Consider the following 20269-nt stretch of genomic DNA (forward strand, 5'->3'; position numbering starts at 1 on the left):
ACATCAGATCGCGCATGGCGCGGATGTCGGTCTCGATGCGTTCCAGCCGGTCGGCGTCGCCCTTGCGGTCCTCGGCGCGCTGGCGGTCCACGCGGTTGCGCTCGGCGAGAAGTTCGCGGTCAAGCCGGACCAGCATCGCGTCATTTGTGAACGCTTTGCGCGTCACGGATGCCAGCAGGGCGATGATCCCGCCGATCAGCGCAGTGATAGCTGCGGTCAGGCCATTGTCACGGAAGGCTTGCGCGATGGTTTCAAAAAGGTTGGGCTCGTCACTCAAGGGGTGGCCTTCGCTATCGCGGTCCTGCGGTTCAATAATCGGTCTCGACGTAGACGCCGGAGCAGTCATAGGCGACGGCTGCAGCTGCCGCGCCGGTGTTCATGTAGTTGCGGGGGCTTAAGAGCTGCGTTGCGGCAGGCATGTCGGTCGTGATGGTGAACTCGACAGCCGCGCCGCTGACCTCTTCGACCACGCGCACGCCGATGTCGGAGCCATTCGGGGCGGAGGCGATGTAGAGTGTCAGAACGTTCGTCAGGCTGTTCACCGGGAAGCTGGCACCGAGGTCAGTCAGGCTTGGCGCGCCGGAGCCGTCGTTGCGCACCAGCTGCCAGTTGGTGTGGGTGCCGCGCTGAAAGCCAATCCCGACACAATTCACCACGGTTGCCAGCGTCAGCGTGGTGGCCAAAGCCGCGACGGACCCGTAAAGCCCGAAGAACCCCATGCCTGTGGCCTGCAACGTGGTCAGCGACAGCCGGTTGACGTAATTCCAACCGCCAAGCCCATCGGCATTGCCGCGCCAGCAGACCCATCCGGCTGAACGTTCCTCGGCCACCGCGTCCGCCGTCGCGGCACTTGTGACCCGCCAGCGCCGCATGCTGGTGGAGAGGTTGGTGGTGGCCAAGGTCGGTGTCGCAACTGTACCGACAGCCGTGCGCGGCATGCCATTGGTGTTGACCGTTGTGCTGGTCGAGGGCGCCCAAGTCGCAATCCGGTTCACCCCGAAATGTGGCTGCAGGGGAAAGAACCGCCCCGAGGGGCGCTGCACATCCAGCCAACCAGCTCCGGCGCGATCACGAGCGTAGACCGCGAGTTTTCCGGCTGGTGGCGGTGAGGGCGCTGCAGGCAGGCTGGGCATCAATAGCGGTTCGGGCAACTCAACCCGACCATTTGTGCGGTCGATCCGGATCGCGTCATAAAAGGTCGACCCATTCGGGCTGACCTTGAAGCTGAAATCGTCGCTGCCCAGAAGCCCGATCAGCGCCCGGGCCGAGAACCCAGTCTTGAAGGCAAAAGCGGCATCATTGCCGGGAGTGTTCTTGTTGAACGTCGCCTCGATCCCGGCGCCTGCGTTGTTGAACAGCATGGCAGGCGCGTTGATGGACAGGCGATTGTAGCTGTCGGCTGTCGCGCCGCCAAGGCCCAGCAACTGTGCCGTCAGGTTTGCCTGCGGCATGCCAACCTGCGTGACCGCATTGGCAAAGGTCACGGTTGGCGTATTGACCACTGTGGTCCCGCCAGCCCCGGATGTGGTTGAACCGATATTGACCACCGTGTTCGATCCTGAAACACCGCCAGTGCCAATGTTCAGGGTTTTGGAGAGGCCAGTGGTCGTGGCCCCGGTACCCACGCCATAAGTGGCAGTACTGGTCGCGGTGCCTATTGTCGCTGTTGCCCCGGACGTAGTCAGCGTTCCCGAGGCTGTCAGCGTTCCGGAAAACGTCTTGTTGCCGCTGAAAGTTTGGGTGCCTGCGAGGATTGCCAACTCGCTGGATGTGTTGGGCAGGGTAAAGGTCCGCGTCGTGCCAGTGCTGATCCCCGACAGCGAAAACAACGCCCTCTTCGTCGGATCGACGGCGTTCACAAGGCTGAAGATGGCGTCTGACACATCCTGCGGTACGCCAACGGGATCCCAAGCTGTGCCATCCCAGACACCAAAAGCCGCCTCATCCGCAATCCAAGCCAGCCACCCCGGGCGCGGGACAAGGCGCATCCAGACGCCATCGACCCAGAAGGCGACGTTCAAATCCCAGCCCGTCCAAAGGCCAGTCGCGCCCGATGCCACAATATGGCGGTCGCCGTCAGCTGGGCTTGCCGGTGGTGCGGTGCGGCTGCGGTCCAGCACAGAAAGCTGCACCATGGCGTCCAGCAGCCGCAGCGCCTCGTTGTGGGTGACATGCTTTTGGGCCTGCGATGCCAGGATATATGGCAGCAGGAGATGGGTGGTGATATCGGACATGCGGGTGCTTTCAGAAGGTTAGGGTGACAAATCGCTCAGCGCCCCGGCCGATCAGGGCCGAGAGCTGGTAGATGCGGATTGCAAGAGACTGGCCGGGCCCAAGGGGTGTGCCCCAATCGGCGATCTGCTGGGCGGCGGTGTAGAGAACGCTGGTCATGGCAGTGGTCAGGGTGCGCTTGACCGTCACGCCATCGCGGATTTCGACCTCATAGGCCTCGCTGTCTTCCGCCAGAGGGACATCGCCCGCGCCCCAGCTGTCCGCGGCCAGCGACCGCGACCGGCGGGTCCATCGGATGGTCATGTCGCCCGGGCTGCGGGCGGTGCGCCATGGCTGTTCGACATGGCCGATCGAGAAGGGCCGCAGCCCAGCGCCTTCAGGGATGAAACTGAGGGCGACAAAGGTATCATCGCTGACCGGGTGCTGCGCCGGTCCAATGCGCCAGTTCCACTGCAGGCCGAGATTGGCTTCACCAATTGGCAGCGATGCCAGCGTGGCATCCAGCACAACCGCGCGCGCACCGGTCGGGACAATGCTGACCATCGCCGCTTCGGTTCCGCGCTGGCCTCGCAGCAGCCGGGTCAGGCGATAGCGCCGCGGTGCGATCAGTTCCGCCGCGCCCGCCTGAACGATTTCCCATTGCCCAGCGCCGGTCTCGACGGCCAGCGCATTCGCTCCGCCGAACAAGGCGATATCGGTGACGCTTTCCAGCGTACCGGAATAGAGATCGACCACCAGCGTGTTGCCGAGATCGAAGCGGGAAACAGGCCCGGCATAGAAGTCTGCTGCGAGCACGCCGATCCGGGCGCGGCTGCCAAATGTCGTCAGCAACGCAAAACCATCGGTCGCGGCGCTGCGATAAACCGCCATTTCGCCGGGCCATGGCTTTGCATGGGCGGCCATAAAAGGACGATGTGCAGGTTGATCTTCGCGCAGCTGCGGTAGATCCAGCAGCATCACATCGGGGGCTCCGAACACCGTAGGGGTCGACAAGGATGCGGGACGCGGGTCGCCGGGCGGCAGATCGTAAACCGCGCGGTCCTGACGCACGGCGTCTATGCTGCGCAGATCAGAATCGGCAATGGATACCAGCCGCATTTCCGTCAGGCGGCCATCATGATCGAGCAGGATGACATCGCAAGGATCCAGTGCCAGCCGGGATGGCGGCAGGCGAAACACCGCGCTTTCCCTCCCGACCCACGCCTCCATCAGCGCACGGCGACAACGACGCTCAGCCTCCTCGGGTGGCACGGCCATCGGAAAGGCCTCGGACGCGATGCGCGTGGTATCAACGGTGATGCGCCGGGCCTCGACCTGCGCTGCGTCATAATCCTCGTCGGCGCGGGCGACCTGCCATTTCAGGGCCTGGGGCAGCTCGGTTTCCTGCGCCCGGGTCAATTCCATCACGTCGCCCTGCGCCGAAGTGGGCGTGACCATGCTGTCGGGCGTGATCGTGGTGCTAGCGATCCGACCGCGCATCAGAAACTTGATGCGCCCCTCGCTCTCGACAGCATCGAAGCCGAAATGCCGCGCCAAAGTGGAAATCGAGGCCCTTGGGGCTTCCAGCGCCGAGATGACGTAACCTTCGACCGCACCCCAGAGGCCGGAGACGTCGATCAGTTCCTCGGGCATTCCGGTGCGCAGACAGAGGTGACGGACAAGGGCCGCCAAGGACACCGCCCCTAGCCGCCCGGTCAGCCAGTGCCCCAGCCGCCAGTTCGGGCCGTCGGTCCACACATCGGTCAGCCCGGGGAAGAACGGATAGGGCCGGGCATCCCAAGTCCACGCCGCGCATTCTGGCACATGCACCATGCGATTGCCTGAGACCGATGAGGTCGGGTTATTCGCCGCGGCCACCCAGTACAGAAAACTGGCTTCCAGATAGGCGCGCTGGATCGCATCGTCGCGCCAGCCGCGTGAGAAATATGGCGTGAAGCTTTCCGAGGATTTCGGGTCAAAGAACACGTTTGGCTGATTGGTGCCGCGGTCGATGGCCGGACAGCCCAATTCGGTGAACCAGATCGGTTTGGATTGCGGCACCCACACGGTCGGCGTCCCGCTCTCCACGCCGCCCGGACGATTGAAGTGGGTGTTCTGCCACCAAGCGCGCAGATCCTTGAAGCGAAACACCCATGGTTTGCCTGCAGCACCATCACTGATCGGTGTGCGGTTTTGTGCCGTCCGGTCGGCAGGGCTGGCATAGAACCAGTCAAATCCCTCGCCGCCGGTTATGTTGGATTGCAAATAGGCGCGGTCGTAAATCGCCGGGGCCAGTGCTGCATCGGCATGATCAAACCCGTCGCGCCAATCCGACAGCGGCATGTAGTTATCAATCCCGATGAAATCGATATTGGCATCCGACCACAGCGGATCAAGGTGGAAATACACGTCGCCCGACCCGTCGCCAGGATGATGCCCGAAGTATTCCGACCAATCTGATGCATAGCCGATCTTGGGCTCAGCGCCGAGGATCGCCCGCACATCGCTGGCGAGAGCCTTGAACGCGGTGACAGCGGGATAGGTCGCGGCCCCGCTGCGGGTTGTGGTCAGACCGGGCATTTCCGATCCGATCAGGAAGGCATCAACGCCCCCGGCGGCTTTGCACAAATGCGCATAATGCAGGATCAACCGGCGCAGGCCCCATTCGCCAGCGGGGCCGGTCCAGCTCACTGTTTTGCCAGAAACCGCAAAGTTCGCAGGCGTGGCAGTACCGAACAAGGCAGTGACCTGCGTTGCTGCCGTTGCGGTTTTGTCCACGCTTCCGGCGAAGCCCGCTGCTGGGGAGCATGTGATCCGGCCGCGCCAGGGAAAAGTTGGCTGACCCATCCCGGAAGCATTGGCGCTGTAAGGATTAGGTTTGGTGTTGCCGGGCGGAACATCCATCAGCAGGAAGGGATAGAAGGTCACCCGCAGCCCCCGCGCCTTCATTTCCTTAATCGCCTGCACCACCGCGAAATCTGCCGGTGTTCCGCCATAGACAGGGCGGTCTTCGGCGTCGCGGCTGACCAAAAAGGCACTGGCGCGCGAGACGCCATTCACAACCCAAGCCAAGGGCGTCGTCGTCTTGGTGGCCACCTCGACGCCGGGACGGACCTTGCAGGATCCTGCGCGCAGGTCATCCCCGAACCACGCCACCACCAGCGACACGCTTTCCACCGCCGGGGCCATGGATTGCAGACGATCCAGCGCGACCACGATGTCGGCGGTGTCTGGAATCGCGTTCAGGTTTTCTGCGACGGTTGTCCCACCCGAACCGGTGGTCTTTTTGACCGGCACGGTCGCATAGGTGAACTCGCCCGAAGCCGGGATCATCGTCACAGCCTTGACCAATCCTTCGGCAGTGTCGGGATCCGTGAGTGGCCGGAACACCTCGAAACTGATCTGCGGCAGCCGGTTGCCGAAGGCGCTGAGGTCCAGTTCTTCGAAGACGACATAAGCCGTGCCGCGATAAGCGGGCGTGCTGGCTGCGCCCATCTTGGCGGCGATGAACGGATCGGGGGATTGGACCTCGTCGCCGGGATACCAGCGCCATGTGACGCCGGTCATGTCCATCGGCTTGCCGTCGGCCCAGACCCTCCCAATGCCGGTGATCTCGCCCTCGCACAGCGCCACGGCGAAGGACGCAAAGTAGAGATACTCGGTGGTGGTAACCTTGGGCCCGCTGCCCTTGCCGCCACCCTGGCTGGTCGTGTTGACCTCTTCGCGGAAATCCGTGGCCCAGATGATGTTCCCGCCGATGCGCATGCGACCGAACAGGCGCGGGATTACCGCCCCTTCGGTCGAAGAGGTGATGCGCAGGCTGTCCAGTCGCGCGCCTTCGATGCGTTGAGCCGGGGCCAGCGAAGAGACGATCCAGTTGTCGACCACTGACCCGATGGTCGAGCCGATGAAGCCGCCGATGGCCGCACCCGAAAAGCCGAGGATGGCACCGCCAAATGCGCCGCCAATAGCGGAGCCGACGGCGCCGAGAACAAGGGTTGCCATGGATGAAAATCTCAGATGCTGCTGGGGTGTGGAAACATGAAGGCAAAGGCGATCTTGCGCGCCCATGTCGGGGTCAGGGTTTCCTCGACGACGCCCAGCCGTTCATAGGCGTGGATGAAGCGGTCGTGCGCGGTCAGGATCCCGACATGCTTGGCGATGGCGCGAGGGGCCATGCGAAACAGGATCAGAGCGCCGGAGCTGGCATCAGCCGGGCTGATTTCCGGCATCATCTGGCGCGCGCCCTCGGCCAACACCTCGCGCGGGCCGGTCTCACCCCAATCCCGGCTGTAAGGCGGAATGGGGAAAGGCTCGTCGCCCACCACCTCGCGCCAGACGCCGCGCGCCAGCCCAAGGCAATCGCAGCCGACCCCGCGCAGGCTGGCCTGATCGTGGTAGGGTGTTCCGATCCAAGACCGCGCGACGGCGATGACCAAGGCGGGATCGGCGGTCATCACAGCACGTTTCCTTCATGGCCGCCGTCCTGGCTGGCATATCGCAACACCGCGTCCTGGCCGGGGATGTTGGGGAAGCCCCTGAAATTGACGACATTCGCAAACTTGGCACTGCAGGTCGCGATGCGCTTGTCACAACCCGCCCGGGCGATGAAGCCGTCACCCTCGGCGACGGCGCGCACAGGGGCTTCCAACAGGGTCAGGGTGGCGATGCTGCCATCCAGCCCATGCGCCAGAACTTCAGTGATGCGCCCAGCATTCGCGCCGCTCGTCCAGGTCAGGGTACCGGAGGTGAACCAGCCCGCGTCAAACCCGGCGAGGCCAGACGCCATGAACGCCCGGTCGCGAAGCAAATCGGTGACAACACCCGTGCCCTTGTAGATCCCGTTTTCCAGATCGATGCCGCAGCGCGCATCGCCAAGTGCCGCATCGCATCCCGCCTGAAACGTCCGACCGACAATCTGGCCGAGGACATGCGCGAGCGACCGGACTTCCGCGACAAAGGCCATGCGGCCGCGCCGGATTTGCCCAACCGCACCCCGGCGCAACAAAACGCGCTGGCTGGTGTCTGCCCAATTGACCCGCCATAGCTCCACCGCGGCGTTGTCCCAGCGCCCATCGAGGATGTCAGTCTCGGTGATGCGATCCGAAGTCAGCACGCCGGTCGCATCCTGCGCATCGACGGCGAGATCGGAGCCAGCGCGGATTTCCGAGGCGGCGAACCCGCTTTCGGGTTCAAACTCGGTGCCATCAAAGGCCAGCGCACGGTCATGATCAGTAAAGCCCAGCGCTACCCCATCTGCGCGGCTGATCCGCCAGCACCAGGACAAGGTCGTGGTGCCATCATCAAGATGGGCCTGCAGCGCAGGGGAGAGGAATTTCATCGGAAAGCTCCGGATTTGCAGGAGAAACAAAGGGGAAATTCACCCTGCGAAACGTTAGGCGACAGTCTGGTGGCTTGGATGTAGATTCGCTTCAAAACCAGCTTGGAGGCGCAAATGGCAAAGTTCTGGACCGATGAGGAATATGAGATCACCGACACTGCCTATCAGGATGCCGTTGAAAAGAAGAAGCGCGGTAGCCGCGTATTGCGCTCCGACATCGTCGATCAATGCAAACGCGGCCTGCCCAAACGTGACCCGGCTTCGATCGGTCCACATTTGGGGAACCTCACTTCAGCCAGAAGTGAGCTTGGACTGGCGGTGCTCGACGAGGTTGCGCCTTTTGCCAACCGCCCTGAGAAGCTCATCAGCTTTCTCAAGCAAAGGTATCGACTGAGATGAAAGGCTTCGTTCAGGCTGGTGGGCCAGCACCCGGACAAGGTTGTGGTGCCATCACCCAGATGGGTCTGCAGCGCAGGTGTCAGCGTTTTCATCTGCGGATCTCCAGAAGCGGTATGGCGGTGATCGATCCCAGCCGTTCAAAATCGAGGGTCACATCCAGCGTGTCGCTGTCGAACCGCACCGGCACATCGAATTCGAAACCCGCCCGCACGATGACGCCATTGGCGGGCGCGGTGGTGAAGGTGATGACGCCGGTGCTGGCATCCAGCGTCCAGCCCGACATCTGCTCGACCATGCCCAGCGCCACGCGGACGGTTCCGGTCACGGGTTTTGTGATGGCCCTGATCCATGTCTGCGCGCCGGAGGTGTAGCGTTTTGCAAGCTGGAAGGTTTGCAGGCTGCCGGTCCCGGTGCCGATCTGCTGGTCCGTCGCGGTGATCGCCTGCGACGGCAGGGCAGATTTGTAGTCCGACCAATCCTTGTAGCGAAACCCATGCAGGCGGCCATTCCGGGCTTCGAAGAAGGCGACGACCGCCGCCAAGTCGTCAGCGCGGCGAATACCATAGGCCACATCGTAGCGGCGGCGGCTGTTGGCCCAGCTGGCGTTGCGTTCCTCGTCGCCCGAGGCCAGTTCCACTACTTGCGTGCGCCGTTCAGGGCCGCCCCGCGCCCCGCGGCTAATGTTGTCGGGGAAGCGCACCTCGTGAAATGCCATCACATGCCCCTCCGGCCAAGGGACACCGCGCGTGCGATATCCGCCGCGACCTGCGTGCGCGATTGACGGAAGCTTTCGGCGTCGCGGGCCATGATGGTGACGGACACGTTCGGGGCTGCACCTTGCCCTTGGCCGTATCCCGCCGCCTCGCGGCGTGACAGAACCCGCTCCCCTCGTTGCAGGATCGCGGGCACCTCGTCGGGCTTGATCCCGGCCCAGCCGCCCGAATGCATGCGTGGGGCACCGGCGAATGCCATGGCCGGGATCATACGACCCGGGCCTGGCGATCCGACCATGCCACCGGCGTGCAGGATGTTGGCAAAGATGCCACCCGCACCGCCCAGCGCTCCTGACAGGGCGTTGGCGATGGGGCCGAGGATGAAGCGTCGCGCGGCCAGCTTGGCCAGATCGGCGATCATCGAGGTGACAAGGTCGCGGAAATCCAGCTTGCCGGTTTTGACGAAATCGGCCACGGCGTTTTCGGCGCTCTGGAATGCCCCGACCAGTGCCTGTCCGATATCGCTGCCAATCTCGCGGGCTTTCGCGGCGTAATCGGCGAGCGCCGCAGTGACGGCGGCCCAGCCGGTCAGGGCTGTTTCCGCGCCCTCTGCTGCCGCTGCCCCGGCGTCGCGCGCCGCGCTGCCCGCGCCATCGGCTGCGGTCACGGTGTTGTTCAGTCCTGCCGCGAGGGCATCGGCTGACCCGGCAGCATCCGCCAGCGCCGCCTCGGCCTCGGCACCGGTGCCGGTCATGGCATCCTTCAACGCCTGCCAGCTGGCCAGCGGTCGACCTGCGGCATCGGCCAGCATGCCCGCAGCCTCGCGGTAGCCATCGGCCCGGCCACGCGCGTCGTCTGCCATCGCGCCAAGCCCAAGGTCAGGCGGTTCCAGATAGGTGCGCGACAGTGCCGCCGAGAAGGCATCGGCGGCGGCTGCGCCAGCAGCTGTTGCGGCCCCCTCGAACGGGTTTCCGATCCGGCTGAGTTCCACCGGATCAAGGGTCCCGATCCGCACCCCACCTTCGCCGGTGGCCCATTCGGGCAGCAGCGCCAGCGCCGCGTTCAGGCCGTTGATGAAGTTGTTGATGCGCGTGACAACGCCGTTCAGCATCGCTTCGACACCCGAGATCAACCCGTTTGCGGCTTGGAACGCGAAATCGCCGATGGCGCCGGGCAGACTACCCCAGATCGCGACGGCCGCATCATACGCTCCCTGGAAGATTGCAGCCGTCCGGTCGGCGAAGCAGACAACGCCCGCAATGGTGCCTTCGAGGGCCGATAGCCCGGCCGCCTTCAGACCCTCCCAGCCAGCTGCCATGTTGGCGAATGCGGCGTCGAGCGACAGGCCGATGCGGGACCAGACCTCCTTCGCGAGATCGCCCAGCAGGCGGAAGGCTTCGCCCACGCCGCCAACCCGGGCCACCAACTGCGAAAACTGATAGACCAACTCGCCTGCGCCGACGATCAGCGCACCAATGCCGGTGCGGATCAACGCTCCACGCAAGATGACCAGCGCCGTGGCAAGGCCGCGCACTGACAGCGCTGCAGCCGCCAACCCTGCGACCCAGCGCCCGGCCATCACGGTGGCGAAGGTGGCAGCATAAGAGGCCAGCCGCCCGAGATTTCCGATCAGCGCATCAATGGCTGTCCGCAGTATCCCGCCATCGGACGCCAGGGCGACGAAAGCGTTCGCAAGCGCCTCGACAGAAGGTGCCACGGCAACGGCGATCCGGTTGCGCAGGCCCTCGAACACCAGCGACATGGTGCCGAGGGCGACCTGGGTGCGCCGCAGGGCCTCAATGGCGTCGGTGTCCAGCACCGCGCCGAGGTCGGAGGCCTGGTCGCCCAGCCGCGCCATTTCCGCCCCGCCATTGCGCAGGAGCGGCAGGAGGCGCGTGGCGTCCGAGGCCATGGCTTCGAGATGGAAGGTCATCTCCTGCTGGCTAAGACCAGCGCGTTCCAGTGTGTCGACATAGAGCTGCAGGGCTTCCGGCCCGGAGAGCCGGGCGAATTGGTCAGCAGTGACGCCCACCTGCGGGGCCACACTATCGAAGAAGTCCGCCATCGGCCCGCCGCCGGTCTGCAGGAAATCCCCGACCCGGTCGTTCACGTCCTTCAGGATGTCGGCGAGTTTCTCCTGCTCGATGCCAACCGTGCGCGCCCCGGCCGACCAGCGTTGCAGAGCTTCGGGCGTGGCATTGGCGACCTGTGCGAACTGACGGATTTGCGCGGCACTTTCGGCGGTGGACCGGACAATAAGGCCGAGCGAAGCCGTCGCGGCCGCTGCGGCCGCAGACATCGCAATGCCAGCCCGGCGCGCAAAACCTGCTAGCCGGGTGTTGGCCAGCTCCATCTCGCGCGACAGGCGGCCAAACCCCTTTGCCCCTGCCTCGCCGACACCTTCCAACTCGGCGCGTACTTGGCGGCCGCCCTCCGCCACGAGGCGGACGGATACGCGTTTTTCAGCCATCGCGGCCACCTTCCATCTGTTCGTTCAATTTGCGCACCATCACCGCCTCGATCTCGGGCAGCAGTTCGGCGGCGATCAGGGTGTTGACGCCCAGCGCCTGCGCCATCGCGAGTGCCGCGCTCATGTCCCAGCCCAGCACCGCGCCGGGGATCACGCGCAGCTGCCCACCAAGGCGACCGACCAGATCCCAGACCTGCCAGCCCTCCGGCGTCTGGGGCCGGTTCAGTCTTGCGGGGCAATCGGGGCAGATGCCCCCGCGGCCCTCGCAGGGTGTGCAGGCCGCGCAGTACCGGTCGCCCCCGCCGAAGGACCAGTCGGCAAGGGCGCGGAGGCGTTTTTTTCGGCGTCCAGCAGTAGACCGCGCGCGACGTATTGGGTCTGGAACGTCTCGAAGACCGGCCAGATTTCCAGGAGGGCGTCGATGCCTTCCTGCGAAACGGGGATGATATTGCCTGCATCATCGCCCACACCCTCCCAATCCAGTACCGCGCGCCGGGCCACGGATTTGGCCATGGCCAGCGCCATTTCCTCCTGGGGCGCCCCATCGGGCAAGTCATCAATGGCTGGATCGGCACGGGCTGACACCATGAGCGCGGTGGTCAGTGGGCCGACCAGCAAGCGCAGGCCGGGGGCGAGGTCCAGCCATTGCGGCGTCGCGGTCAGGTTCAGTCGGATCATCGGTGGGCCTTTCTCAAAACAAAAGCGACGTGCCGGGGCACGTCGCTGGGGAGGGTGGTCTACGAAAGAGACGGTCTGTTCAGGTCATTGGAGGCAGCATTTCTTGAACTTCTGGCCACTGCCACAGGGGCAAGGATCGTTTCGCCCGATCTTGCCGGTGAAGACGCCGTTGAACGGATCACCGCTGCGGGGCATCAGGGATGATACGACGTTCAAGCGCCCTGCCGCTTTCTTCGCCAGATACTCCGGCGTGAAGCAGTACCATGGCTCGAGTTCTGCAATGGTGTCAGTGATCAGCGTGTTGCTGGAAATCTCGGTAAACCAGTCGGGCCGACCAGCAGCCACCGTCGCCTGAAGGCGCTCGGTGAAATCTTCGAATCGGCTATGATCCGGGGTGATCAGACCACTGTCGAACGCGGCGCGCACTGCCGTGTCCATGTTTGCAAGGCCAAGAGCCGCGATGCATTCCGCCCAGGACCACCAGACTTCCTCGCCCGTCAGGGTGCCGGTGAGGTCAAAGAAGTCGATCAGGAACTGCGTGATGCTCGGCCGCAGCTCCGGGTTTTCCAAGGCAACGATGGCCAGCGTGTCGAACATCTCGCCACGCAGGAAGCCATCGGCGGCATCGTCCAACAGGATGTCGAACAGCGGCTGCAGATCGCCGTCAAACACCCCTGCCATGACACGCGCGGAGGCTTCGGTGATCGAATCCCCCAGAAGCGCATCCAGAAACTCGGGATCGCGCCGGAGCAGCTTTGCCAGCGGGCGATAGGCCCGTGTCTCACGCCATTCTGCCAAAAGGAAGAAGATGAAGACAAAGGCATCCATCCGCTCGAGGTCGTCGATCTTTGCCGTTTGCAGTTTGCCGATATAGTCCAGAAACACCGGCACCATGGCGTCGCGCGATTGCCCTGCCGCCTCCAATGCTTCGCGTGGCAAGGGGCCATAGGCCTCCAATGCAGCCATGATTTCGGCGGGTGTCATGTGCGGAACCTTTCATCGGGGAATCGATGAAGGGAATACCGCCTTTCCGCGCCCGCCTCCACTGTGCGGATCGTCCTTCATGCCGAATTCAATAGGTCGCAACAGTGTTGACGAGAACGGCGGTGCACATGCGGGCGGGGCTGGTGGCCTTGGCGGCCATCCAGTCGAAGGTCGCCTGCACCCCTTGCGGCCCGGCGATCTCGATCCGGGGGATCGGCAGAAAGACGGCGTGGGCCGTGAACGTGAAGCTGGCATTGGCGCCGAGGCTGTAAACAAACTCCAGCTCGCAGGGGCTGCCGTCGATGGCTTGGGTCACCAGCGTGCTGTCGGAAAACCGCACCTCAATCCGGCCGGTCAGCGCCGCCATGGTCGGATCGGCCCCATCGATGCGACCATCGCCGCGGATGGTCTCGATCCGGTCGAGGTTGTTGGAATAGGTGATCTCGGCAGAGACGACATTCCCGAGGGCTGTGCCATTGCGTTTCACCGTGCCGTTGAAATGGCCGAAGCGTTGCAGGCCCAGCGCGGTGGGCGTGCCAGCTGCTGTTGTGGCGGCGATGGTTTCGCCTTGGGCCACCAGCCGAGCGGTGGCGGTCAGCAGGCCGGATCGCTGCATCTGCCACGACAACTGATCCAGCACACAGCCGGAATACATCGCGAAACGCGGCACCTCCGGCATGGCTGTTTCAATCGCCATGCTGGGCAGCGTCCAGTTGCCCGACTGAAAGGTGTGGGTCTTGGGCGTGGTGCCGGTCGTGACCGGCTGGCCGAAGGCCGCTTTCAGCCAGAACCCGAAGGCCTCGACATCGATGGGGATCACCACCTCACCGTCGGCAGTGACCGCATCCTTGATCGGCGCCAGCGGATCGCGGCCATAGCCCAGCAGGTCGGACTCCAGCAGCGGCTGTTCCGACCCGAGCGTCGCCCGGGCAAAGGGCATCAGCCGGAACCCACTGACCGGCGGGGTGCCGTAAACCGTCTCATACGCAAGCGCCATCTGCGCCCGCGCGCCTTGCGCACGTGCCATGGGGGTCTCCTTTATGTGGGGGTGTCAGGCCAGGGGGCCGGTGGTGGTGTAGTGCAGAACGACGGTGATCAGCGCCGCCTTCAGCGCCGCTGCGCCCTCGACCGGCAGGTCGACCGATGCCGGGGCCTCGGGTTCGACCCAGTCGCAGAGACCGCCGAGGGTGCGGTCAGCTTCCAGCGCCGTGCCGATGCTGGCGATCAAGGTGTCGAAGGCGCTGGCCCGACCGGTTCCCGCTTGAACGACAACTTCCAACTCAGCCCGGTGCTGGTAGTGGTAGCGCAGGGGCGACAGCGTCACCTCCGGTTCGCCCGGCTGGCCATCGCGCAGGATGATCAGCCCCGCCGCCGGGATGCGTTCGGGAAGTATGTCGTCGCGCCGCACGGTCGCCGGCAGTGGCGAGAGACGGGCGTATAGTGTGGACAGAATGCTCTCGCGGAGGAGTGGCATGTAGGAGTGACCCCAGATTTGACTTGTGAAGTGGTTGTTTTCGCGATCATTTGTGCAGAATAGGAGATGAGGCATGCAAATCACGGACTTCGCGCGAGCAGTTTCGCAACTGGATCCTGCTACCCCTCGGCACCGGGACCTCGAGAGTGTCCTGCAGATTGGCGTTGGCTTCGGAAACCCGTGGTACCGATCCCAAAAGGAACACTGGCTGGGTTGGCTCGGCGACTACCACACGCCTGGTGCCTACAGTCGATCCCAGATGAGCCCAACCGAAGCTCGAACCGTGTACAATCGCATCAACTGTGCCCCGATGCTATTCTGGCTTTGCGAAGCAGCGGGCATTGCGGACTCCCGGCTAAAGGAGTCTTTCGACGCCGTTGCGCAGCTTTCCTCTGGTCGCGTCGCATCGCAGTGCGCCGCGCTGCGCAGGATCATCCCTTGGGCCGACGTTGAAAAGGTGCTGTTGCAGCGACCCGAAATTTCCGCAATCCGGATTTCAGAGGCTGACGAGGCCATATGCGCGGCTCGCGAGAGGCTGAGAGAGAAGCTAGGGCTACCGTTAGAATGACGTTGATTGCCGGAGTGGCCAGTTCACCCACTCAGCAACGATCATCCCCGGCACGCCGTCCACCGCCCGCTTTGCATCCCGTGCCAGATCCAGCCGCTTGCGCAACTTGACCTGCCGCACCAGCAGAAAAATCGGAACTGTCGTCACACCGCGTCCGGTCTTGGATTTCGACGCCACGGCCCGGCCCTTCGAATTCAGCCGACCCTCCGCGACCAGCAGGCTCGGCCCACGGCGGCGATAGATGAACCGCAGGCGCAACCCGGTGCGGCGCTCCCATTCACCGGGGGTGATTCGGCCGCCTTTCGTGCTTTTTCCGGCGGCCGGGGTGGGGATGGCCAGCCAGAACCCGTCCTTTGACCGGATCAGCGGCCCAGTGTCATGCGCGCCGATGATCACCGGCGCGTTGGACCAGACGAGGGCCGCCGCGTTCAGGCTGTCGCCGGATTTCGGGAAGCTGGCGAGGCGGATGCTGTTGCCGAGCCGGGTTCCGAGGCCCGCGCCTGTGATCTGGCTCCGCCAGGCGGACTTCAGGGAGGTGCCCGCTTCGCGCATTGCGGCAGACACAGCCTTTTCCCCGGCGGCGATTTCGGCTTGCATCAGGGCGACGAGGTCGGGATCGAAGGCGATCTTCAGCTTCATGATGGGCGCAGGTCCAGCGACCAGATCAGGCGTTCGCGATCACGCACCGGCTCGCCCTGAATGGTGAAGCTGTCGGCCCCGATGACAATCAAATCGCCGGGGTGCGGATCGGGCAGGTCGGACACACGGACATCCACCATCATAGTGTCGCTGACAAAGCGCCCAGCGCCGAATTCCGTGATCCGATCCGGGGCGCGCCGAATGACGCGGATGGGGCGTTCCTCCGAGTTGGTGGCAGAAATCCAGACTGCGGCCGCCGCCATAGACGGGTTGGCATAGATCCGGTCCATTGCGGCGGCGAAGACGGTCATGACGCGTCAGTTCGAGGTGTGGATGCGGATCGCAATGCGCGGCCGCTTGTTCACCGGCAGGATTGACGCCTCGGTCATCAGGTCGATCCAGCGGCCTTTCTCGTCGAGGTGCTGGCGGGCGTAGAGTGGCAGGCCGAGGGTATTGGCCGCCTCCAGCAGGTTGGCTGGGCCGCCGTAGGTGGTGAAGGTGTCCATCGTGCCCAAGGGGAACGCGATGCCTTCGTTCGCGGGGACCAGACGTTCGGTCGCCTTTGTGGAAAGTGTGACCGTGCCCGCATATTCCTCGAACACGATGCCCGCGAAGGGGAAGTTGCGCCGCACATCCTGGCGCAAAGGCTGCGCGCCGGTGGCGGCGTAGAACTTGTAGGCTTCTTCGGTCTTGGGGTGCGCGATCAGCTTGTCGAAGAATTCCCGGCTGACGAGGGCATGAACGTCCGACATGCTTTCGCCGAGGAGGTTGTCCTCGATTGCCCGCAAAACCTCGCGCACCTTGCTTTGGACAAGGGTCCCTGCCGTGCCCAGCAGGAAATCCACCGAGATTTGCGCGAGGCCAAATTCGGTGAAGTAGTTGTAGAGGGTCGTGCCAGCGCCATCTTTGACGATCCCGCGCAGGGCGTTCATCTCCATGTATTCGCGGGTCTGGGCATGCTTGCGGCGCATCAGCTGCAGCTTGCGGTTCATCACCTCGACCAACGGGTCGGCACCATCGAAGACGCCCAGAGCGGGTTGGCCTTGAATGTCGCCCGGTAGGATCACATCGTCATGCGGGATCCAAGGCAGGGCGAAGCTGCGCATCGAGCGGCCTTCCCGCGTGCCGACGGTAGCGGGGCCGCCCAGCGGAACCGAGGGCAGCAGGTTCAGCACGCCTTCGTATTGCTCGATGATCACCGAACGTTGGGTGACGCCCTCGAAGCGGAAGAGGCCGATCTGGCCAAGGCGGGTGTAAAGGTTGGGCAGGATGTTGATGGCCTGCGTCATCTCGGCCAGCGAGTAACCGCCAGCGTCAAAGGGATTGCGGACAAGGGTCATGGGGTGCTCCGGGGGATTGAGGGGATTGGACGTCAGACGCCGTCGCGGGCGATGATGCCGACGGCGGCCAGCTGGGCGATCTTGGCGGTGATCTTGGTGCTGTCATCGACGGTGGCGCCGTAGGCAAGGCCTGCGCGCGAGACGATGGAAGGGCCACGGGCGACGATAATGCCCACGGCATCGACGAGGGTCGCATCGACGGCATAGAGCAGCACGGCGTTGGCGACCTGCGAACCGTCCGCCCCGGTCGCAGGTGACAGGGTGTATTTGCCGCTGGCGGTGATCTTCCCCAGCACCGAACCGACCGGATAGGGCAGGCCTTGCAGCAGGGTGATCACCTCGCGGGTGTAGTTCGGGTTGACCTCATATTTGAGGACATCGCCCATGCTGGGCTGTTCCGTCAGGACGGGCATTGGTCAGTCTCCATGGTTTTGGGGATGGGGAAGGTATGGGAAGCGTGCGCTGGATCAGCGTTTCGCTTCGGTCGCTGCCTTTTTCGCGGCAGCGATGATCGGGCTGTCTTTGGCGGCGGCCGCAGCCGGGGCGGTGGCGATGATGCCAGCGGCATCGCTGCGGGCGGCAAGATCAGCCAGCACGCGGGCGCGCAGGGCCTCTGGCTTCAGCCCGCGCGTGACGGCGTCCGCCGCGTCGATGGTCACGCCGAGCCGGGCGGCCTGCGCGCAAACCTGCGCCACTTCGGCCGCTTCGGCGCGAATGGCGTCGGCAGTCATCGACGATGGATTGGCCGAAGTGGCAGCATCTACAGGCGGTACTGCCGGGGCTGCTGCGACTGGTGCAGGCGTTTCGATGGGAGTTTCAGGCGTGGTGGTCATCTGTGGACCCTTTCTGCTGGGGGAAGTGGTGCCGCGAGGCGCGGCGGCGAAGGCGTGGAAGGCGGCGACGGGATCGGCGAGATCGTCGGCCAGACCAGCAGCGATGGCGTCGGCCCCGCGGAAGACCGCAGCTTCGGTGGCCACCGCGGCTGCATGGGTCAGCCGATCACCGCGACCGGCGGCGACCGTTTCTGCAAAGAGGAAGCGCACCACCTCCAGCTCGCGCTGCATCTGGTCGTGCACCGCCTCGGGCAACGGCTGATACGGGTTCGCATCGACCTTGTGCGCCCCGGCATGGATCAGCGTGACGCAATCCCCTTTTGATCCAGCGCCCCGCTCATATCTGTGTGCAATGCGACGACGCCAATGCTGCCCACCGCCCCGGTGCGGGGAAGAATGATCCTGTCGGCCTGGCTGGCGAGGACATAGCCCGCCGACAGCGCATGTTCCGCCACGAATGCGATCCGCCAGATCGAAAGCGCCTGCGACTTCGCCGCCGAAGCTGTCAATGTCCAGCGCAATGCCGCGCACACCGGGATCCGCGACAGCTGCCTGCAACTGGGCGGCGATGCCCTCGTAGGAGGTCAGGCCAGAGGATTGCCCGATCCACGCGCCACGGTGCACAAGTGTGCCCGCAATTTCGATGACGGCGATGCCATCCACCACCATGTAAGGCTGGCCGCCATTGCGCTGATGGCGTTGGGCGAGGTCATTGCCAAATAGAGAGGCGCGGGCCGGAAGCGCGGCCTTGGCTTGGTCAAGCTGCTCGACATCAAACCCCTGGAAAGTGATATCCTGCCCGGTTATTCGCGGTCCTAGCCCCGACAAGAAGGCCAGCGCCTTGGCGGGATCAACCATCAGGGGGGTGTTGAAGGCGCGCTGGGCGATCTGGGCGTGATGCATCAAGCGTCCTCCTTGAGGTCGGGTTTCTCGTCGTCGGTATCTTCGGCCGCGTCGTCGTTCTCGCTGTCCTGATCCTGCTCTTTCGCCCCACCTTCGCCGGGCCCCTGCGCAGGCGACCCTGGTCGACGGAAGTCGAGGCCCAGCGCCGCTTCGCGTTTGCGCTCGGCGGCGATCTCTCGGTCAACCTGCTCGGCGTCATAGCCGCGCTCGGACAGGGCTTGCGTGCGGGATTTTAACCCTGCTTCGATCTGGACAATCTCGGCGGAGGCGTCCTTCATCGGATCGATCCAGTCCCACTTGGTCGGCAGCCAGGCGCAGGCCTGATACTGGCGGCGCTGCAGGTCGTAACTCGGCAGGTCCAGCGCGCCCGAAAGCACAGCCGTGTCCATCCAGCGCACCCAGACGGCACGACACAGCTGATAGACCAGCACGCCATTCTGCCAGGCTGATATGCGGCGGCGGAATTCGATCAGTGAAATCCGCGTGTTCGAGAAGTTGCCCTTGGCCGTATCGCCGGTCAGATAGCCGTAAGGCATGCCCAGCGCGGCCGCGATTTGCAGCAGGGTGCGGTATTGAAAAGGCTCATACGTGCCGCCAGAGTCTGGTGTGGCAGGGGTCGAGACATCCTCGCCGGGATCCAACCGCACCACCTGTCCGGGTTCGACCTCGAGATCCTCCTCGGTCGGTTCCAGTGGGGTTTCCGGGGCGGGCGAGGTGATGAACATCGCAAACATCGCCGCGATCTTCTTCCGCTCCAGTTCGGCATCATCATAAAGGTCCAGCGTAAACAGCTTCACGATGGCGGCGGCGAACCGCGACACGCCGCGCAGCTGACCCGCCTCGACCGGGTCAAGGACGTGGATCACGTCGCCAGCCGGGACGCGGACGGTTTCGCCGGATAGCCCCGGATCGGTCAGATCGCCGGGGTGGCGGCGCAGGAAGTGATAGGCGACGCGGCGACCGATGCCGTCAAACTCGATGCCCTGACGGATCAGCCCCGCCCCGGGCAGGGTGCGGTTCATATCCAAGGGCAGCATTTCTGCAGGCAGCATCTGCAATTGCAGTGGCACGGTCAGACCGTCTTCCGCGCGACGCGGCCGGATGCGGATGAACACCTCGCCCGACAGATACACTTCGCGCGCGGCCCGGCGTTGCAGCCCGTAGAAGTCGGTCAGGCCTTCGGCGTCGGCATCATCGGTCCAGGCGAGCCACAGCGCCTGCAGCTGTTCCTTCAGCGCTGCATCCGTGATGGAACTGGACGGCTTGATGCCATCGCCGACGACATTGCTGGCGAAAGATTCTACGGCGTTGGTGGCATAGCCGTTGTTCCGGACCAGCCAGCGGGCGCGGGCGGTGATCGTATCACCCGAGGCCGCGATCAGCGTATTCACATGGGCGCGGCTGGCTCGGAACCCGCGCAAGCGACGATGGGCTTGAGCCGCGTCAAACCCGCCGAGGATCGAGCCGATGCGCTGCCGGAACGCTTCAAATGCCATGGATCACAGGCCCTTTGACGCGACGGTGCCCCAGCGCCGACGACGCGGTGTGCCGGAGGTGGCGGTGGCAATCCGGGTTTCCAGATCGGCAATGGCGTTCGCCAGTTCGACGTCCGAACCATAGTTGATGGTCTTGCCATCATAGCTAACTGAGCGGACGCCCGCGTAGCGCGCCTCTTGTAGTGCTGCCAGCAAGGCGCGCATCCGTTCCAGATCCATC

The 20269-nt window shown here is 64.3% G+C and carries 19 protein-coding genes and 1 pseudogene; 1 reads left to right on the forward strand and 19 read right to left on the reverse strand.

Features of this window, described 5'->3' with window-relative positions; translation table 11 throughout:
* From AKU94_RS10355 to AKU94_RS10375, 5 genes are all read right to left on the reverse strand, one after another.
* A partial coding sequence (locus tag AKU94_RS10355) for a hypothetical protein (RefSeq protein WP_050527209.1) occupies positions 1-277 on the reverse strand: 277 nt, incomplete at its 3' end.
* A gap of 31 nt (positions 278-308) precedes the next feature.
* A complete protein-coding gene (locus tag AKU94_RS10360) occupies positions 309-2234 on the reverse strand; it encodes a DUF2793 domain-containing protein (protein WP_050527210.1) in 1926 nt (641 codons plus the stop codon).
* A gap of 10 nt (positions 2235-2244) precedes the next feature.
* A complete protein-coding gene (locus AKU94_RS10365) occupies positions 2245-6216 on the reverse strand; it encodes a baseplate multidomain protein megatron (RefSeq protein ID WP_050527211.1) in 3972 nt (1323 codons plus the stop codon).
* A gap of 11 nt (positions 6217-6227) precedes the next feature.
* On the reverse strand, positions 6228-6668 hold the full coding sequence (locus tag AKU94_RS10370) for an NlpC/P60 family protein (protein ID WP_198144890.1): 441 nt from the start codon (positions 6666-6668) through the stop codon (positions 6228-6230).
* Positions 6668-7552, reverse strand: a complete 885-nt coding sequence (locus AKU94_RS10375) for a DUF2163 domain-containing protein (RefSeq protein WP_050527213.1) — start codon at positions 7550-7552, stop codon at positions 6668-6670. The genes AKU94_RS10370 and AKU94_RS10375 overlap by 1 nt, the downstream gene beginning before the upstream one ends.
* A gap of 114 nt (positions 7553-7666) precedes the next feature.
* Between AKU94_RS10375 and AKU94_RS10380 the strand changes: the two genes are divergently transcribed.
* Positions 7667-7951, forward strand: coding sequence for a hypothetical protein (locus AKU94_RS10380; protein ID WP_050527214.1), 285 nt, complete (start codon positions 7667-7669; stop codon positions 7949-7951).
* An 88-nt stretch (positions 7952-8039) separates the two neighbouring features.
* On the opposite strand, the gene AKU94_RS10385 is transcribed toward AKU94_RS10380, so the two are convergent.
* From AKU94_RS10385 to AKU94_RS10450, 14 genes and pseudogenes are all read right to left on the reverse strand, one after another.
* Positions 8040-8666, reverse strand: coding sequence for a DUF2460 domain-containing protein (locus AKU94_RS10385; protein WP_050527215.1), 627 nt, complete (start codon positions 8664-8666; stop codon positions 8040-8042).
* Positions 8666-11134, reverse strand: coding sequence for a phage tail tape measure C-terminal domain-containing protein (locus tag AKU94_RS10390; protein ID WP_050527216.1), 2469 nt, complete (start codon positions 11132-11134; stop codon positions 8666-8668). Before AKU94_RS10390 ends, AKU94_RS10385 begins: the two co-directional genes overlap by 1 nt.
* Positions 11127-11288 carry a DUF7697 family protein gene (locus AKU94_RS20660; protein ID WP_456300037.1) on the reverse strand — a complete coding sequence of 54 codons (162 nt, stop codon included), beginning with the start codon at positions 11286-11288 and terminating at the stop codon, positions 11127-11129. Before AKU94_RS20660 ends, AKU94_RS10390 begins: the two co-directional genes overlap by 8 nt.
* Positions 11289-11356: 68 nt before the next feature.
* Positions 11357-11812 (reverse strand): hypothetical protein, encoded by a 456-nt coding sequence (locus AKU94_RS10395; protein WP_050527217.1) that lies wholly within the window; start codon positions 11810-11812, stop codon positions 11357-11359.
* An 84-nt stretch (positions 11813-11896) separates the two neighbouring features.
* Positions 11897-12796, reverse strand: coding sequence for a DUF1186 domain-containing protein (locus tag AKU94_RS19715; RefSeq protein WP_050527218.1), 900 nt, complete (start codon positions 12794-12796; stop codon positions 11897-11899).
* An 88-nt stretch (positions 12797-12884) separates the two neighbouring features.
* Positions 12885-13823 (reverse strand): phage tail tube protein, encoded by a 939-nt coding sequence (locus AKU94_RS10405; protein ID WP_050527219.1) that lies wholly within the window; start codon positions 13821-13823, stop codon positions 12885-12887.
* Positions 13824-13847: 24 nt separating this feature from the next.
* Positions 13848-14270: a hypothetical protein gene (locus AKU94_RS10410; RefSeq protein ID WP_050527220.1), complete on the reverse strand. Its 423-nt coding sequence runs from the start codon at positions 14268-14270 to the stop codon at positions 13848-13850.
* 559 nt (positions 14271-14829) lie between these two features.
* Positions 14830-15477 carry a DUF6441 family protein gene (locus AKU94_RS10420; protein WP_050527221.1) on the reverse strand — a complete coding sequence of 216 codons (648 nt, stop codon included), beginning with the start codon at positions 15475-15477 and terminating at the stop codon, positions 14830-14832.
* The gene (locus AKU94_RS10425; protein WP_050527222.1) at positions 15474-15788 is read right to left on the reverse strand and encodes a head-tail joining protein; all 315 of its coding nucleotides are present in this window, start codon (positions 15786-15788) and stop codon (positions 15474-15476) included. The genes AKU94_RS10420 and AKU94_RS10425 overlap by 4 nt, the downstream gene beginning before the upstream one ends.
* Before the next feature lie 6 nt (positions 15789-15794).
* Positions 15795-16817 carry a major capsid protein gene (locus AKU94_RS10430; protein ID WP_050527223.1) on the reverse strand — a complete coding sequence of 341 codons (1023 nt, stop codon included), beginning with the start codon at positions 16815-16817 and terminating at the stop codon, positions 15795-15797.
* 32 nt (positions 16818-16849) lie between these two features.
* Positions 16850-17230 carry a head decoration protein gene (locus tag AKU94_RS10435; protein ID WP_050527224.1) on the reverse strand — a complete coding sequence of 127 codons (381 nt, stop codon included), beginning with the start codon at positions 17228-17230 and terminating at the stop codon, positions 16850-16852.
* 54 nt (positions 17231-17284) lie between these two features.
* Positions 17285-18553: pseudogene (locus AKU94_RS10440) on the reverse strand (S49 family peptidase).
* A complete protein-coding gene (locus AKU94_RS10445) occupies positions 18553-20049 on the reverse strand; it encodes a phage portal protein (protein WP_050527225.1) in 1497 nt (498 codons plus the stop codon). Before AKU94_RS10445 ends, AKU94_RS10440 begins: the two are co-directional and overlap by 1 nt.
* Before the next feature lie 3 nt (positions 20050-20052).
* Entirely contained in the window at positions 20053-20268 is a 216-nt protein-coding gene (locus tag AKU94_RS10450; RefSeq protein WP_050527226.1) for a phage head-tail joining protein, read from the reverse strand.
* Position 20269: the final 1 nt, after the last annotated feature.

It is taken from the genome of Pseudorhodobacter aquimaris (genome assembly GCF_001202025.1).
In the GTDB taxonomy this organism is placed as follows: Bacteria; Pseudomonadota; Alphaproteobacteria; order Rhodobacterales; family Rhodobacteraceae; genus Pseudorhodobacter; species Pseudorhodobacter aquimaris.

Excerpts from the sequence above, each read along its gene's own strand:
- AKU94_RS10420 (WP_050527221.1), bottom strand. The coding sequence starts at position 15,477 with ATGAAGCTGAAGATCGCCTTCGATCCCGACCTCGTCGCCCTGATGCAA.
- AKU94_RS10410 (WP_050527220.1), bottom strand. The coding sequence starts at position 14,270 with ATGCCACTCCTCCGCGAGAGCATTCTGTCCACACTATACGCCCGTCTC.
- AKU94_RS19715 (WP_050527218.1), bottom strand. The coding sequence starts at position 12,796 with ATGACACCCGCCGAAATCATGGCTGCATTGGAGGCCTATGGCCCCTTG.
- AKU94_RS10425 (WP_050527222.1), bottom strand. The coding sequence starts at position 15,788 with ATGACCGTCTTCGCCGCCGCAATGGACCGGATCTATGCCAACCCGTCT.
- AKU94_RS10360 (WP_050527210.1), bottom strand. The coding sequence starts at position 2,234 with ATGTCCGATATCACCACCCATCTCCTGCTGCCATATATCCTGGCATCG.
- AKU94_RS10450 (WP_050527226.1), bottom strand. The coding sequence starts at position 20,268 with ATGGATCTGGAACGGATGCGCGCCTTGCTGGCAGCACTACAAGAGGCG.
- AKU94_RS10405 (WP_050527219.1), bottom strand. The coding sequence starts at position 13,823 with ATGGCACGTGCGCAAGGCGCGCGGGCGCAGATGGCGCTTGCGTATGAG.
- AKU94_RS10430 (WP_050527223.1), bottom strand. The coding sequence starts at position 16,817 with ATGACCCTTGTCCGCAATCCCTTTGACGCTGGCGGTTACTCGCTGGCC.
- AKU94_RS10435 (WP_050527224.1), bottom strand. The coding sequence starts at position 17,230 with ATGCCCGTCCTGACGGAACAGCCCAGCATGGGCGATGTCCTCAAATAT.
- AKU94_RS10380 (WP_050527214.1), top strand. The coding sequence starts at position 7,667 with ATGGCAAAGTTCTGGACCGATGAGGAATATGAGATCACCGACACTGCC.
- AKU94_RS10390 (WP_050527216.1), bottom strand. The coding sequence starts at position 11,134 with ATGGCTGAAAAACGCGTATCCGTCCGCCTCGTGGCGGAGGGCGGCCGC.
- AKU94_RS10375 (WP_050527213.1), bottom strand. The coding sequence starts at position 7,552 with ATGAAATTCCTCTCCCCTGCGCTGCAGGCCCATCTTGATGATGGCACC.
- AKU94_RS10370 (WP_198144890.1), bottom strand. The coding sequence starts at position 6,668 with ATGACCGCCGATCCCGCCTTGGTCATCGCCGTCGCGCGGTCTTGGATC.
- AKU94_RS10385 (WP_050527215.1), bottom strand. The coding sequence starts at position 8,666 with ATGGCATTTCACGAGGTGCGCTTCCCCGACAACATTAGCCGCGGGGCG.
- AKU94_RS10395 (WP_050527217.1), bottom strand. The coding sequence starts at position 11,812 with ATGATCCGACTGAACCTGACCGCGACGCCGCAATGGCTGGACCTCGCC.
- AKU94_RS10365 (WP_050527211.1), bottom strand. The coding sequence starts at position 6,216 with ATGGCAACCCTTGTTCTCGGCGCCGTCGGCTCCGCTATTGGCGGCGCA.
- AKU94_RS10445 (WP_050527225.1), bottom strand. The coding sequence starts at position 20,049 with ATGGCATTTGAAGCGTTCCGGCAGCGCATCGGCTCGATCCTCGGCGGG.